This window comes from Dyella ginsengisoli (genome assembly GCF_044904665.1).
GTDB classification, from domain to species: domain Bacteria; phylum Pseudomonadota; class Gammaproteobacteria; order Xanthomonadales; family Rhodanobacteraceae; genus Dyella_A; species Dyella_A ginsengisoli.
Map to the genome: position 1 here is coordinate 322,021 of NZ_JADIKM010000003.1, position 14,829 is coordinate 336,849.

Here is a 14,829-nt window from a genome sequence, read left to right on the forward strand (position 1 = left end):
GCTGCAGCGATCCCGTTTGGACGTCCAAAGGTTGTCGACGTGAACGCACTGCAGGCCCACCTCGCCAGTTCGCCCGGCCTGGCCGACGACCGTCAGGCGCTGCTGCGCCAGCTGGTCGACGGACTCGATCCGGCGCAGTTGTACTGGATCGCCGCCTGGGTGGCCAACCAGGCGGCGCATCCGACAGCACGCCAGGGTGCGGTCGCCCCGGCGAACGCGACCCGGCTCACCGTGCTGTACGGCAGCCAGACCGGCAACGCGCGTCGCGTCGCCGAACGCTTTGCCGCGGAGGCGGAAGCGTCCGGCCTGCCGGTGCGACTGGTGCGCGCCGGCGCCTACGCCACCCGCGAGCTGGCCGACGAGCGCTACCTCGCCGTGGTGGTCAGCACCCAGGGCGAGGGCGAGCCGCCGGACGACGCGCGCGGCTTCGTCGAATTCCTCGCCTCGCGCCGCGCGCCGAAGCTGCCGAAGCTGCAGTACACGGTGCTGGGTCTGGGCGACTCTAGCTACCCGCAGTTCAACGCGATGGGCCGCGCGCTCGACGCCCGCCTGGCCGAGCTGGGCGCGCAGCGGCTGGCACCGCTGGCCGAGGCCGACATCGATATCGAGCCGGTGGCCGCACCGTGGAGCGAGGGCGCGCTGGCACTGCTGCGCGAGCGGCTCGCACACGACGCACCGATCGCCTCGGTGACCCCGCTGCGGGTGGCCGCGACGCGCCCCCAGTTCCATCGCGACCGCCCGTTCCCGGCGCCGGTGCTGGCGAACCAGCGCATCGTGTCGCGCGCCAGCGATCGCGACGTGCGCCACGTCGAGCTGTCGTTGGAAGGGTCCGGCCTGCGCTACGCGCCGGGCGACGCGCTCGGAGTGTGGCACCGCAATCCCGCATCGCTGGTGACGGCGTTCCTTGCCGCGCTGTCGCTGGATGGCGACGCGGCGGTGACCCATGACGGCAGGACGCAGCCGCTGCGCGAATGGCTGACGCGCGAACGCGAGTTGACCCGGCTCAGCCGCCCGCTGGTGCAGGCGGTGGCCGGGCGCGCGGACAGCGCCGGGCTGCGCGCCGCGCTGCAGAGTCCCGATGCGCTGAGGGAGCTGTTCGACAGCCATCAGCCGATCGACCTGCTGCGTGCCCATCCCGCCGACTGGGATGCCGCGGCACTGGTCGCCGCGCTGCGGCCGCTGACACCGCGCCTGTACTCGATCGCCTCCAGCCCGCGTGCGGTGGGTGACGACGAAGTGCACCTCACCGTCGCCGTGGTCGGCTACCACGCGTACGGCGAACCCCACCTCGGCGCTGCCTCGCACTGGATCGCCGCGGCCGACGAGGACGCCACGCTGGATGTCTTCATCGAGCCGAACGAGCGCTTCCGCCTGCCCGCCGACGGCGCACGCGACGTAATCATGATCGGTCCAGGCACGGGCGTGGCGCCGTTCCGCGCCTTCGTGCAGGAGCGCCAGCAGGCCGGTGCGACCGGCCGCAACTGGCTGTTGTTCGGCAACCGGCACGTCGCCGACGACTTCCTCTACCAGGTCGAGTGGCAGCAGGCGCTCAAGGACGGCGCACTGCATCGCCTTGACGTGGCGTTCTCACGCGACCAGGCCCAGAAACGCTATGTGCAGCACGTGCTGCGCGAACGCGGCGCCGAGCTCTACGACTGGCTCGCCGGAGGCGCGCATATCTATGTATGCGGCGACGCCGCGCAGATGGCGAAGGACGTGCACTCCGCGCTCGCCGACATCGTCGCCACCCACGGCGGCAAGACCCCCGAGGCCGCCCAGGCCTGGCTTTCCGAACTCCTGCAGGACGGGCGCTATGCCCGCGACGTGTACTGAAGATGAGCGAAACCGCTTCCTTGCCCGTGTCCGAGATGGAACGCATCAAGGCGGCCAGCCGGCTGCTGCGCGGAACCATCGCCGAAGGCCTGGCCGACCCGATCACCGGCGCGATAAGTGACGACGACAACAAGCTGCTGAAATTCCACGGCAGCTACCAGCAGGACGACCGCGACCTGCGCGACGAGCGCCGCCGGCAGAAACTGGAGCCGGCGTATTCCTTCATGATCCGCGCTCGCCTGCCTGGCGGCGTGGTGACGCCGGCGCAGTGGCTGGCGTTCGACTGCATCGCCACCGAACACGCCAACGGCACGCTGCGCATCACCACGCGGCAGACCTTCCAGTGGCACGGCGTGATCAAGCGCCGGTTGAAGCCCACCCTGCGCGCCATCCACGACGCGCTGGCGACCACCATCGCCGCCTGCGGCGACGTGGTGCGTACCGTGGTCAGCAGCGCGAATCCGGAAGTGCCCGAGACGCACGCGCTGGCTTACGCCTGGGCTGCCAAGCTCTCCGAGCACCTGGAGCCGCAGACCCGGGCGTACCACGAGATCTGGCTGGACGGCGAAAAGGTCGCCGGCGACGAGCATGAGCCGCTTTACGGCCCGACCTACCTGCCGCGCAAGTTCAAGATCGGCCTGGCCATCCCGCCGCTCAACGATGTGGACGTGTTCACCCAGGACCTGGGCCTGATCGCCATCATCGAGAACGGCCAACTGCTCGGCTTCAATGTCGCCGTCGGCGGCGGCATGGGTGCCACCCAAGGCGATCCGACGACGTATCCGCGGCTGGCCAGCGTGATCGGCTTCGTCGCGCCAGAGCAGTTGATCGCGGTGGCCGAAGGCGTGGTTGGCGTGCAGCGTGACTGGGGCAACCGTAGCGAGCGCAAGCACGCCCGGCTGAAGTACACGCTGGACCATCGCGGTCTGGACGCCTTCGTCGCCGAGCTGGAATCGCGCCTCGGCTTCGCGCTGGCGTCGGCGCGGCCGTACGCGTTCGAGCACAACGGCGATCGCTACGGCTGGGTGGAAGGCGAGGGCGGCCGCTGGCACCTCACCCTGCACATCGAGGCCGGGCGGCTGGCCGATGCGGGCACCGTGCGTTCGCTGAGCGGCTTGCGCGAACTGGCGAAGGTCCACACCGGCAGTTTCCGCATGACCTGCAACCAGAACGTGATCGTGGCCGACGTGGATGCGGCCGACCGCGCGCGCGTCGACGCGCTGGTGGCCGAATACGGCCTGGACGGCTACCGCCGCGCCGCCCCGATCCGCCGTCATGCGGTGGCCTGTGTGGCGCTGCCCACCTGTGGCCTGGCGATGGCCGAGAGCGAGCGCTACCTGCCGGAGCTGCTGCCGAAGCTGGAAGCGCAGCTCGACCGCCACGGCCTGGCCGACGCGCCGATCCTGCTGCGCCTGTCCGGCTGCCCCAATGGCTGCTCGCGGCCCTATCTCGGCGAGATCGCGCTGGTTGGTCGCGCACCGGGTCGCTACGACCTGCGCCTGGGCGCCGACTTCCGCGGCCAGCGGCTGAACCGCGTCTACCGCGAGAACATCGACGAAGCGGCGATCCTCGCCGCGCTCGATCCATTGTTCGCCCGCTATGCCGCCGAGCGCGACACGGGCGAGGGCTTCGGCGACTTCCTCGTGCGCATCGGCGAGGTGAGCATGCCGCAGAAGATTCCCGCGCAGGTGACCGCGTGAACCCGGCCTACCTCGACGCCGCGGCCCGCGATCCGGCCGTGCTCGGCAGGCTCGACGCCTGGCTGGGCCGGCTCGACCCGCCGGAGCGCGTGCGCTGGGTGCTGCGCAACGTATCGGGCCCGCTGGTGCTGTCGTCCAGCTTCGGCGCGCAGTCGGCGCTGATGCTGCACCTGCTGACGCGCGAACAGCCGGACATCCCGGTGGTGCTGATCGACACGGGCTACCTGTTTCCCGAGACCTACCGCTTCGTGGATCAGCTGGTCGACCGCCTCAAGCTCAACCTCAAGGTCTACCGCCCCGCGATGAGCCCCGCGTGGATGGAGGCCCGTCACGGCCGGCTGTGGGAGCAGGGCGAGGCGGGCATCAAGCGCTACAACGAGCTGCGCAAGGTGGAGCCGATGCAGCGCGCGCTGGCCGAGCTCGGTGCCACCGGCTGGTTCTCCGGCCTGCGCCGCGTGCAGTCGCGCAGCCGCGAGCAGATTCCGTTCGTGCAACGTCGCAACGGCCGCTGGAAATTCCATCCCGCCGCCGACTGGCGCGACCGCGATGTGGGCCAGTACCTGGCCCAGCACGGCCTGCCGTACCACCCGCTGTGGGACCGGGGCTACGTGTCGATCGGTGACGTGCACACCACTCGGCCGTGGCAGCCGGGGATGGACGCGGAGGACACGCGGTTCTTCGGACTGCACCGGGAGTGCGGCTTGCACGAGGCGGTGTAGGGCGGTTGGGCCCGGTTTCCGGGTTTGGCGAGGCGCAAGAGACGCTGGAAAAGCTTTTCAACGGCGAATGCCGGTCATCCAGCGTCTTTCCGGATGCCCGGCCAAGACCATCATTCGCGGCGTTGGCCGCGGATGTGACCAGCCATCGCCAAGAGCTCGGCCGTCCACCGCGCCGCTACCTCAGGCCCGCACCGCTACCGGTTTCATCGCCACCTTCACCGCCCGCTCCCGCCACGTCGGCGCGGTCGGCCATTCCACCGCCTCGCCGGTGGACACGTGCCGCGCCACCGCCTTGCGCTCCAGCTGCGGGGCGAAGCCGGTGATGAAGGCCAGTGCGAATTCGCGCAGCACGCTGTCCTTGCGCAGCACGATCCAGGTGGTGCAGGGCGCGAACAGCTGGTCGGCGGCGAGGATGCGCAGGTCGGCGCTGTCGGCGGGCAGCAGCGCCATCTCGGCCAGCACGCCCACGCCGAGGCCGGCGCGCACGTAGGTCTTGATCAGGTCGGCGTCGCTGGCGGTCATGGCGATCTGCGGCTGCAGGCCGGCGGACTCGAAGGCGCGGCGCAGCGAGGATTCGGGTTTGAGTGAGGAGTCGTAGCTCACCAGCGGCTGTGCGGCCAGTTCGTCCAGCGTCGGCGCGCGGTCGAGCGCGGCCAGCGGATGCTCCTTGGGCACCACCACCCGGCGCTGCCAGCGATAGGCGGGCAGCGCGATCACGCCGGCCGGCGGCGCCCCGGCGGTGCTGACCACCGCCAGGTCGACGCCGCCGCTTTCGAGCAGCCCCAGCAGTTCGGCGTCGGCAGCCGGCTGCAGGTGCACGCTCACTTCCGGGTAGCTGCGGCTGAGCGCGGCGATGGCGCCGGGCAGGGCGAAGCGTGCCTGGGTATGGGTGGTGGCGATGCGCAGCGTGCCGCGCGCCTCGTTGCGCAGGTTGGCCGCCACCGACTGGATGTTGCCCACCTCGGCCAGGATCGCCCGTGCGCGCTCCAGCACGTGGGTGCCGGCGTGGGTGATCGCGTCCAGGCTCTTGCCCCTGCGGTTGAACAGCTGGAAGCCCAGCTCTTCCTCCAGCTGCTTGAGCTGCTTGCTCAGGCCGGGCTGGGTGGCGTGCACGCGTTCGGCGGCCAGGGTGATGTTGAGCCCGGAGTCGGCGATTGCGATGAGGTAGCGCAGCTGGGTCAGCGTCATGCGGGCGCTCCGTGGTGGCCTGCGCGGAAGGCGGGCGCAGGCGACAGGCCGGCGGAGGAATGCATTTTCATTTGGACGTCTATACATCCGATTTGTGCGGTGCGTCAAGCGCGGCGTTGCGGGCGGTGCTCCATAACCGCACGGCATATCGCCCTTCCCATAAATCATTTGCAGACGCGGGCTTGCGTGCCTAGCTTGGCCGGATGCGCCAGCCGGCGCGCCGCTTTGAGTGCTGCCTCCAATGAAGCTCTATCCGCTGTTCGCCGATCTCGCCGACCGCGCCGTGCTGGTGGTCGGCGGCGGTGCGGTGGCCGAGCGCAAGACGGCCGCGCTGGTGGAGGCGGGCGCGCGCGTCACCGTGGGTTCGCCGACCTTGTCGCCGCTGCTCGCGCAGTGGGCGCAGGCCGGCCGGATCGTGCACATCGCCGGCAGTTTCCAAGCGCACTGGCTGGACCACGCGTGGCTGGTGATCGCCGCCACCGACGATGAAGCACTGCACCAACGTATCGTCGAGCTGGCCGCCGCGCGTCGGCTGTTCTGCAATGTGGTGGACGACGCGGCGCGCTGCAGCTTCCACGTGCCGGCGGTGATCGACCGCGCGCCGCTCACCATCGCCATCTCCAGCGGTGGCGATGCGCCGATGTTCGCGCGCTTGCTCCGCGAGCGGCTGGAGACGCTGCTGGATCACTCGCTCGGCGCGCTGGCGACGCTGGCCGCGAGGCTACGCAAGCGCATTCGCCTGCGCCATCCCGAGCCCGCGGCGCGGCGGCGGTTTTACGAGCAGCTGTTCGCCGGCCCGGTGGCCGACCTGGTGCGTCGCGGCCGGCCCGAAGCGGCGCAGGCCGAGGCCGAGCGATTGCTGGCCTCGGTCGATGCGTCGTCGCGCGGCAGCGTGGTGCTGGTCGGCGCCGGTCCCGGCGATCCGGGCCTGCTCACCCTGCGCGCGCTGCGCGCCATGAACGAGGCGGACGTGATCCTGCACGACCGCCTCGTGAGCGACGAGGTGCTTGCGCTGGCGCGCCGCGACGCCGAGCGCATCGAGGTGGCCAAGGAGGCCGGCCATCACCACACCACGCAGGACGGCATCCACGCGCTGATGCTGGAACACGCGCGGGCCGGGCGGCGCGTGGTGCGGCTCAAGGGCGGCGACCCGTTCGTGTTCGGCCGCGGCGGCGAGGAGCTGGAGTTCCTGCGCGCGCACGACATTCCCTACGAAGTGGTGCCCGGGATCACCGCGGCGGTGGCCTGCGCTGCGTACGCCGGCATCCCGCTCACCCACCGCGATCGCGCGCAGTCGGTGCGGCTGCTCACCGCGCACTGCAAGGCCTCGCACGACACGCTGGACTGGCCCGCGCTGGCGCGCGAACGGCAGACGCTGGCGGTGTACATGGGCGTGTCGCAACTGGAGGCATTCCAGCAGCGCCTGCTGGCCCACGGTCGCGCCGCATCGACGCCGTTCGCCCTGGTGGAGAACGGCTCGCGGCCGGAGCAGCGGGTGGTCACCGGCACGCTGGGCCAGCTGGCGCGGCGCGCGGTGGAGCAGGCGGTGCAGTCGCCGGCGTTGTTGATACTGGGCGAGGTGGCTGCGCTGGCCGAGTCGCTGGCCTGGTTCGGTGCACCGCCGGTGGGCGAGCGGGGGCAGGGCATCCCGCCGCGTCGCGCGTCCGTATCGTTCGGCGCATCGGTTGACACGCTGGCGGCCATTCACCACGCCTGAACACGTTTTCCCCAGCGTCGGCGCATCATGCGCGGCGCCTTTTCTTTCCGGTCCCTGGAGCTTCCCCATGATCTACGACAGCATCCTCGACACCATCGGCGGCACCCCGATCGTGAAACTGCACCGCCTCGCGCCCAAGGGCGTAGATATCTACGTCAAGGTGGAGGCATTCAACCCGGGCGGTTCGGTGAAGGATCGCCTGGCGCTGGCGATCATCCTCGACGCGGAGAAACGCGGCGTGCTCAAGCCCGGCCAGACCGTGGTGGAAGCCACCTCCGGCAACACCGGCGTGGGCCTGGCGATGGTCTGCGCGGCGCGCGGCTATCCGTTCGTGGCGGTGATGAGCGACTCGTTCTCGGTCGAGCGGCGCAAGCTGATGCGCGCCTACGGCGCCAGGGTGCTGCTCACCCCGGCGGCCGAGCGCGGCACCGGCATGGTGAAGAAGGCGAAGGAGCTGGCCGAAAAGCACGGCTGGTTCTGGGCCAGCCAGTTCGAGAACCCGGCCAACCCGGCCTACCACCGCAGCACCACAGGCCCGGAGATCCTCAAGGATTTCGCCGGCAAGCGGCTGGACTACTTCGTCAGCGGCTGGGGTACCGGCGGCACGCTCACCGGCGTGGGCGAGATGCTCAAGCTGGCGCGTCCGGAAGTGAAGGTGATCGGTGCCGAACCGGCCGGCGCCGCGCTGCTCGCCGGCAACGAGTGGCAGCCGCACAAGATCCAGGGCTGGAACCCGGACTTCATCCCCAAGGTGCTCAACCGCGAGGTGGTCGACGAGATCAAGCTGATCCCCGACGAGCGCTCGCGCGAGGTGGCCCGCGCGCTGGCCGCGCAGGAGGGCATCTTCGTGGGGCTGTCCTGCGGCGGCACGCTGGCCGCCGCGCTGGAAGTGGCCAAGGATGCGCCTGCCGGCACCGTGCTGCTGGCGATGCTGCCCGATACCGGCGAGCGCTACCTGTCGACCTACCTGTTCGAGGGCGTCAACGAGGGCTCGGACGAGATCGCCTGAGCCGGCCCTGCAGGCGAACCTTTCACGGTCGCGCGGGCGGCGTTCCGCCGCGGTCATTGCGGCGGCGCGTCATCGCCGACGGCCCGAACCCCACGCTAGAATGGGCGGATTATTCGACCCGTGGGAGGCTGCATGGCTGTCCGTCTTGATCCGCTCGACCTTTACGATGTCCGTTCGCTGCTCTCCGACGAGGAGCGCATGGTGCAGGACTCCGTCGGCCGCTTTGTCGACGAAAAGGTGCTGCCGATCATCGGCGACTGCTTCGATCAGGGCCGCTTCCCGAAAGAGCTGATTCCCGAGATCGCCGGCCTCGGTCTGCTCGGCGCGACCATCCCCGAGGAATACGGCGGTGCCGGCATGAACGGCGTCAGCTACGGCCTGATCTGCCAGGAACTGGAGCGCGGCGATTCGGGCCTGCGCAGCTTCGCCTCGGTGCAGAGCTCGCTGTGCATGTATCCGATCTACGCGTACGGCAGCGAGGAGCAGAAGCGCCAGTACCTGCCCGGCATGGCCGCTGGCGAGATCATCGGCTGCTTCGGCCTCACCGAGCCGCACGGCGGCTCCGATCCGGCGAACATGAAGACCCACGCCCGCAAGGACGGCGGCGACTGGGTGATCAACGGCGCCAAGATGTGGATCACCAACGGCAACCTCGCGCACATCGCCATCGTGTGGGCGATGACCGAGGACGGCATCCAGGGCTTCATCGTCCCCACCGATACCGCCGGCTTCAAGGCGCAGGAAATCCACAAGAAGATGAGCCTGCGCGCCTCGGTCACCAGCGCGCTGTTCTTCGACGGCGTGCGCGTGCCCGACGCCAACCGCCTGCCCAACGTGAAGGGCCTGAAGGGTCCGCTGGGCTGCCTTACCCAGGCCCGCTACGGCATCACCTGGGGGCCGATCGGCGCCGCGCAGGCCTGCCTGAAGGAAGTGCTCGACTACACCGCCGAGCGCATCCTGTTCGGTCGCCCGCTGGCCTCCAATCAGGCGGTGCAGCTGAAGATGGCCGACATGGCCCGCCGCATCACCACGGCGCAGCTGCTGTCGTTGCAGCTCGGTCGCCTCAAGGACGCCGGCAAAATGCAGCCGACCCAGGTCTCGCTGGCCAAGTGGAACAACTGCCGCATGGCGATCGACATCGCCCGCCAGTGCCGCGACATCCTCGGCGGCGCCGGCATCACCACCGAACATGGCGCGATCCGTCACGCGTTGAACCTGGAATCGGTGATCACCTACGAGGGCACCGAGACGGTGCACGAGCTGGTGGTGGGTCGCGAGCTGACCGGCATCAACGCGTTCTGAAGTAATGGCGCGACGAGCGTCCTCATGACCGTCATCCCGGCGCAAGCCGGAAGCGATGTTCAACGGCGCCAGCCGGTCATCCAGTGCCTCCCCATCAGGGTTTGCAGGCGCTGGATGACCAGCTCTGCGGCTGTTAATGAAGCGCCTCCGGCTTGCGCCGGAATGACACAGAGGGCGAACAGAAACCTGGGCCAGAGTGTCCCGGCATGAGCTGGCAAGACATCCGCATCGAAACCGACCGCCTGATCCTGCGCCCGACCCGGGCGGAGGATTTCGAAGGCTGGGCGCAGCTGATGGGTGACGGTGAGAACTCGCATCACATCGGCGGCCCGCAGCCGCGTGCCGTGGCCTGGCGCGGCTTCCTCTCCATGGCCGGCGCGTGGGCGATCCAGGGCTTCGGCATGTTTTCGGTGATCGAGAAAGCCAGCGGCCAGTGGATCGGCCGGCTGGGTCCTTGGCAGCCCGAAGGCTGGCCCGGCACTGAAGTGGGCTGGGGCCTGCTGCGTGAGGCATGGGGGAAGGGCTACGCCACCGAAGGCTCGGCCGCCGCGATCGACTGGGCATTCGACCAGCTGGGCTGGACCGAGGTGATCCACACCATTGCGCCGGACAATCTCGCCTCGCAGGAGGTCGCCCGGCGGCTGGGCTCCAGCCTGCAGGGGCCAGGGCGTTTGCCCGAGCCGTTCCAGGATCTTCCCGTCGAGGTCTGGGGCCAGAGCCGCGAGGCCTGGCGTTCCCGCCGCGCATGAGCCACGTCCCGCCCGCGCTGTTCGTCGCGCTCACCGAGCTGGTGCCCGAGCTGCACGTGCACTGCGCCGATCCATGGTGCCTGATCGGCAGCGCCGGGGCGCTGCTGCTCGGTGCCGACGTGGGCGTGGGCGATGTCGACGTGCTGGTTTCGCGCAGCGACGCCGAGGCGCTGACGGCACTTTGGACTGAGCGCCGCGACACCGCCCATGTTCCCACCGACGGCGACCGCTTCCGCTCGCACTACGCCCGTTTCCGTTTTCCCGGCCTGCCGGTGGAGGTGATGGGCGGCCTGGAACTGGATGCCGGCGACGGCTGGCAGCCGGTGTCGCCGGGCAAGCTGGTGCTGGTCGGCCTGCAGGGGCTGGCGGTGCCGGTGCCGTCGCTGGACGACCAGATCCGCATCTTCGAATCCTTCGGTCGCGACAAGGACCGGGCCCGTGCCGCAGCGTTGCGCAAGCTCCACCAGCCGCGGTCCGTGCTGCCGATCGTTTCCTCTTCCTGACGGCGCTCCGCCACCGTCTTCCGCTTCCTGGACGAACCCCGCCATGACCGCCATTCCGTTCGCCATCACCGCCCGCCACAAGGGCTTCAACCGCGCCGAGATCGTCGACCAGAACTTCACCGAGTTCGTGCAGCTTTGGCACGGCGAGGTGCGGCGTGCCCCCGGCGACGCCGAAGCGGTGCTGCCGGGCAGCGCGCTCGACGCGCGCGGCTTCCGCGAGCTGTTCGAGTCGCAGCTGATCAGCCGCCACCTCGACCTGATGGCGCGCGTGCTGCGCGTACAGAACAAGGTGTTCTACACGATCGGTTCGTCCGGCCATGAGGGCAACGCGATGGTGGCGCGGCTGACCCGGCATACCGATCCGGCGTTCCTGCATTACCGCTCCGGCGGCTTCATGGCCGAGCGCTTCCGCAAGCTGCCGGGCATGGACCCGGTGATGGATTCGGCGCTGTCGTTCGCCGCCAGCAAGGACGATCCGGCCTCCGGCGGTCGCCACAAGGTATGGGGCAGCAAGCCGCTCTGGGTGCTGCCGCAGACCTCGACCATCGCCTCGCACCTGCCCAAGGCGCTGGGTACCGCGGTCGCCATCGATCACGCGCGCCGCATCGGTCATGCCTTGCCGATTCCCGACGACTCCATCGCGATCTGCTCGTTCGGCGATGCGTCCAGCAACCACGCCACCGCGCAGACCGCGTTCAACGCGGCCGGCTGGACCGCCTACCAGAAGCTGCCCGCGCCGGTGCTGTTCGTGTGCGAGGACAACGGCATCGGCATCTCGGTGAAGACGCCCACCGGCTGGGTGGCCAGCAACTATCAGTCGCGCTCCAACCTCGACTATTTCTTCGCCGACGGCCTGGACCTGGCCGAAGGCTACGCCCAGGTGCAGCGCGCGGTGGAGCACTGCCGCCGCACGCGTCGGCCGACCTTCCTGCACCTGAAGACCACCCGCGTGATGGGCCACGCCGGCACCGACTTCGAGATCGAGTGGCGCTCGATCGAGGAGCTGGTGGCAGTGGAATCCACCGATCCGCTGCTGCGCTCGGCGGCGATCGCGCTGGAGTCGGGCCTTTACTCGAAGGACGACCTGCTCAACCTGTACGAAGCGACCCGCAAGCGCTGCTTCGCTGCGGCCGACGAAGCCGACCGCCGGCCCAAGCTGGAGCGCCTCGACGACGTGATGGCCCCGCTGGCGCCGTACTCGCCGGCCAAGGTGAAGGCCGAGGCCGAGCGCGCGGACTACGGCGACAAGCGTCTTGCCGCGTTCGGCAGCGAGGCGAAGTTGCCGGAAAGCCAGCCGCCGCGGCACCTGGCGATCCAGATCGGCCAGGCCCTGCACGACCTCATGGCCAAGTACCCCGAGTCGCTGCTGTTCGGCGAGGACGTGGCGCAGAAGGGTGGCGTGTATACCGTCACCAAGGGCCTGCACAAGGCATTCAAGAACACCCGCGTGTTCAACACCCTGCTGGACGAGACGATCATCCTCGGCCTGGCCCAGGGCTACGCCAACATGGGCATGCTGCCGATCCCGGAAATCCAGTATCTGGCCTACTTCCACAACGCCGGCGACCAGATCCGCGGCGAAGCGTCGAGCCTGCAGTTCTTCTCCAACGACCAGTTCCGCAACCCGATGGTGATGCGCATCGCTTCGCTGGGTTACCAGCGCGGCTTCGGCGGGCATTTCCACAACGACAACTCGATCACCGCGCTGCGCGACATCCCGGGCCTCGTGGTCGGCTGCGCCAGTCGTGGCGACGACGCGGCCACCATGCTGCGCACGATGATGGCGCTGGCGAAGGTCGACGGGCGCGTCTGCGCCTTCCTCGAACCGATCGCGCTGTACATGACCAAGGATCTGTACGAGGCCGGCGACGGCGCGTGGCAGTTCGCCTATCCCGCGCCCGGCGAGGCGATGACGCTGGGCGAGGGGCGCGTGTACCACGAGGACGCCGACGACCTGGTGGTGTTCACCTTCGGCAACGGCGTACCGATGGCGCTGCGTGCCGCGCGCACCATCGAGGCCGAGCTGAAGTGGAAGGTGCGCGTGGTCGATCTGCGCTGGCTGGCGCCGCTCAACGACGCCTTCATCGCGGCGCAGGCCAGGAACGCCAAGCGCATCGTGGTGCTGGACGAGGGCCGCAAGAGCGCGGGCGTGGGCGAGGGCGTGATCACCGCGATCGTCGAGGCCGGATTGGGCGCCACGCCGCTCAAGCGCGTGGTGGGCGCAGATACCTTCACCCCGCTGGCCGGCGCGGCGTTCCTGGTGCTTCCGGGCGAGGCCGACGTGGTGGCCGCGGCGCGCGAGCTGGGCTGATCGGGGATGGCGCGCTCAGGGCGTGTGCTGCGGCACGCGCCCGGTGCGCGATACGCGGCGCTGCGCGGCCGATTCCTCGTGCCACCGCTGCAGGCTGGCCCGGTTGCGGCCGGCGAGCTTGGCGTCGTACATCGCCTGGTCGGCGCGGGCGACCAGGCTGTCGATGGAATCGTTCGCTCGACGCACGGCCACGCCGATGCTCACGGTGAGCTGCGGATGGGCTTCGTCCACCGCAATCTCCAGTCGATGGATACGCCGGCACAGCCGCGTGGCGACCTGCATGGCTTCCTCCTCGCCGGCGCCGTCGAGCAGGACGACGAATTCCTCGCCACCGTAGCGGCCGAACAGATCCGCCGGTCGCAGTTCCTCGCGCAGGGCGTGTGAGACCGCCACCAGCGCCTCGTCGCCGGCCGCGTGGCCGCGGCGGTCGTTGAGGATCTTGAAGTGATCCAGGTCCAGGAACAGCAGCGATTGCGGGCGCGGCGAAGGATCGCTCATCGCCAGGATCGCCGCCTCGTTCCAGGCGCGCCGGTTGAGCGCCTGGGTCAGCGAATCCTTGTCGGCGAGTACGCGCACTTCGTCGCGGTCGCGGCGGATCATCAGGGCGCGGTCGGCCAGGCCGAACGACAGCACTGCCGCCTCGAAAGCGCCGGCGGCCAGGCCCGCATCGTTGAGCCAGGCCAGGCCCGGCAGAGCGCCGTTGACCTGCGCGCTGGTCATCGCGGTGAGCGCCAGCAGCGGGGTCCAGCCGGCGAGGAAGAACCAGGCGTGGCGCGAGCCGCGCAGCGCGGCGACGATCGAGGCCAGCAACAGCAGCGCGGCGCCCAGGGTGAGCAGCGGATTGACCAGCAGCTGCCCGATGTTCTCCAGCGCATCCACCTGGCTGCAGCGCATCAGCACCACCGCCACCATGCCGACCGCCAGCGCCAGCACGGGAATGCGCAGCAGCGGGGCGAAGCGCTGCAGCTCGCAGAAGCGGATCATGAACAGCGAGGCAAAGGCCACCGACAGCGCCACCGCGGCCGATCCCACGGTGATCGACAGCCCGCCAAGCCAGTACAGCTCCAGCGGGTGATAGACAAAGCCCGTCTGGATGCCCTGGATCAACGCATAGCAGAGGATGTAGCCGGCGTACCAGCCGAAAGTGACGTCACGCAGGATGATCGCGAAGCACAGTGCCATCAGCGCCATTGCCAGCATCACGGCGAGGGTGGCCGTGGCGAACACCAGCCAGCGTGCGTCCTCGCCCAGGTAGCTGGCCCAGCCCTGCAGGCGGAAGCTGACCGGGGCGGCGATGCGCGCGGAGGGCTCGAACTTCAGCAGCAGCGGTTTGGAGGCCTGCCGATCGCGCCCGAGCAGGAATGCCAGTCGGCCGTGGCCGTGCACCGCGGCCTGGAAATCATCGAGGCCAAGTGAAACGGTGGGTCCGTTGTGGTCATAAAGGGTCACCGTGCCCAGCGGCGGCGGATAGATGCTGAGCACGCGCTCCTCCTGCACCCACGGCGGCTGCGGATCGAGCACTACCCAACTGCCCCGCGCACCCTGCGGCAGGCGCTGCAGCAGGGCCGGGTTGAAGCGGTTCATTTCGCCCTGGCGGAAATCCTCCATCGCCTTGGCCGGCGTGTCGCCTTCGCGCACGTCCCGCCATGCCCCGGCCAGCGGGGTAGCGGCATGCAGGTAGCCGCTGCACAGCAGGGCGAACGCATACAGCGCCCGCTGCGCCCAGCGCATCCACCTCGGCGGCCTGGTGATTGCCGGCCTTGTCATGACATCCGTCCCCCCCGGTCGTGACGCATGG

Annotated in this window: 11 protein-coding genes; 9 read left to right on the forward strand and 2 right to left on the reverse strand. The window is 69.7% G+C overall.

Annotation, left to right across the window (positions count from 1 at the left end):
- Positions 1-39: 39 nt before the first annotated feature.
- From ISP17_RS11650 to ISP17_RS11660, 3 genes are read left to right on the forward strand one after another with little or no spacing between them, the layout of a single operon-like run.
- Positions 40-1,833, forward strand: a complete 1,794-nt coding sequence (locus ISP17_RS11650) for an assimilatory sulfite reductase (NADPH) flavoprotein subunit (RefSeq protein ID WP_404633305.1) — start codon at positions 40-42, stop codon at positions 1,831-1,833.
- 2 nt (positions 1,834-1,835) lie between these two features.
- A complete protein-coding gene (cysI, locus tag ISP17_RS11655; protein WP_404633307.1) occupies positions 1,836-3,533 on the forward strand; it encodes an assimilatory sulfite reductase (NADPH) hemoprotein subunit in 1,698 nt (565 codons plus the stop codon).
- Positions 3,530-4,252, forward strand: coding sequence for a phosphoadenylyl-sulfate reductase (locus tag ISP17_RS11660; protein ID WP_404633309.1), 723 nt, complete (start codon positions 3,530-3,532; stop codon positions 4,250-4,252). Before cysI ends, ISP17_RS11660 begins: the two co-directional genes overlap by 4 nt.
- 180 nt (positions 4,253-4,432) lie before the next feature.
- Here ISP17_RS11660 and ISP17_RS11665 read toward each other — a convergent pair whose 3' ends face one another.
- Entirely contained in the window at positions 4,433-5,440 is a 1,008-nt protein-coding gene (locus tag ISP17_RS11665; RefSeq protein WP_404633311.1) for a LysR substrate-binding domain-containing protein, read from the reverse strand.
- 241 nt (positions 5,441-5,681) lie between these two features.
- On the opposite strand from ISP17_RS11665, the gene cysG reads away from it, so the two are divergent.
- The 6 genes from cysG to ISP17_RS11695 all read left to right on the forward strand — a co-directional run bounded on the left by cysG (position 5,682) and on the right by ISP17_RS11695 (position 13,031).
- On the forward strand, positions 5,682-7,157 hold the full coding sequence (cysG, locus tag ISP17_RS11670) for a siroheme synthase CysG (protein ID WP_404633313.1): 1,476 nt from the start codon (positions 5,682-5,684) through the stop codon (positions 7,155-7,157).
- Between the two features lie 67 nt (positions 7,158-7,224).
- Positions 7,225-8,166 carry a cysteine synthase A gene (cysK, locus tag ISP17_RS11675; RefSeq protein WP_404633315.1) on the forward strand — a complete coding sequence of 314 codons (942 nt, stop codon included), beginning with the start codon at positions 7,225-7,227 and terminating at the stop codon, positions 8,164-8,166.
- Positions 8,167-8,298: 132 nt separating this feature from the next.
- Positions 8,299-9,468, forward strand: coding sequence for an acyl-CoA dehydrogenase family protein (locus tag ISP17_RS11680; RefSeq protein ID WP_404633317.1), 1,170 nt, complete (start codon positions 8,299-8,301; stop codon positions 9,466-9,468).
- Positions 9,469-9,674: 206 nt separating this feature from the next.
- Positions 9,675-10,217: a GNAT family N-acetyltransferase gene (locus ISP17_RS11685; RefSeq protein ID WP_404633319.1), complete on the forward strand. Its 543-nt coding sequence runs from the start codon at positions 9,675-9,677 to the stop codon at positions 10,215-10,217.
- Entirely contained in the window at positions 10,214-10,720 is a 507-nt protein-coding gene (locus ISP17_RS11690; protein WP_404633321.1) for a hypothetical protein, read from the forward strand. Before ISP17_RS11685 ends, ISP17_RS11690 begins: the two co-directional genes overlap by 4 nt.
- Before the next feature lie 43 nt (positions 10,721-10,763).
- Positions 10,764-13,031 carry a thiamine pyrophosphate-dependent enzyme gene (locus tag ISP17_RS11695; RefSeq protein ID WP_404633323.1) on the forward strand — a complete coding sequence of 756 codons (2,268 nt, stop codon included), beginning with the start codon at positions 10,764-10,766 and terminating at the stop codon, positions 13,029-13,031.
- A gap of 15 nt (positions 13,032-13,046) precedes the next feature.
- Here the strand turns inward: ISP17_RS11695 and ISP17_RS11700 are convergent, their stop codons facing one another.
- Complete coding sequence (locus tag ISP17_RS11700; protein ID WP_404633325.1) at positions 13,047-14,798, reverse strand: sensor domain-containing diguanylate cyclase; 1,752 nt, start codon at positions 14,796-14,798, stop codon at positions 13,047-13,049.
- Between the last annotated feature and the right edge of the window lie 31 nt (positions 14,799-14,829).

Bases quoted from the DNA above. Each gene is read 5' to 3' on its own strand.
- cysK (WP_404633315.1), top strand. From the start codon at position 7,225: ATGATCTACGACAGCATCCTCGACACCATCGGCGGCACCCCGATCGTG.
- cysI (WP_404633307.1), top strand. From the start codon at position 1,836: ATGAGCGAAACCGCTTCCTTGCCCGTGTCCGAGATGGAACGCATCAAG.
- ISP17_RS11700 (WP_404633325.1), bottom strand. From the start codon at position 14,798: ATGACAAGGCCGGCAATCACCAGGCCGCCGAGGTGGATGCGCTGGGCG.
- ISP17_RS11680 (WP_404633317.1), top strand. From the start codon at position 8,299: ATGGCTGTCCGTCTTGATCCGCTCGACCTTTACGATGTCCGTTCGCTG.
- ISP17_RS11695 (WP_404633323.1), top strand. From the start codon at position 10,764: ATGACCGCCATTCCGTTCGCCATCACCGCCCGCCACAAGGGCTTCAAC.
- ISP17_RS11665 (WP_404633311.1), bottom strand. From the start codon at position 5,440: ATGACGCTGACCCAGCTGCGCTACCTCATCGCAATCGCCGACTCCGGG.
- cysG (WP_404633313.1), top strand. From the start codon at position 5,682: ATGAAGCTCTATCCGCTGTTCGCCGATCTCGCCGACCGCGCCGTGCTG.
- ISP17_RS11690 (WP_404633321.1), top strand. From the start codon at position 10,214: ATGAGCCACGTCCCGCCCGCGCTGTTCGTCGCGCTCACCGAGCTGGTG.
- ISP17_RS11685 (WP_404633319.1), top strand. From the start codon at position 9,675: ATGAGCTGGCAAGACATCCGCATCGAAACCGACCGCCTGATCCTGCGC.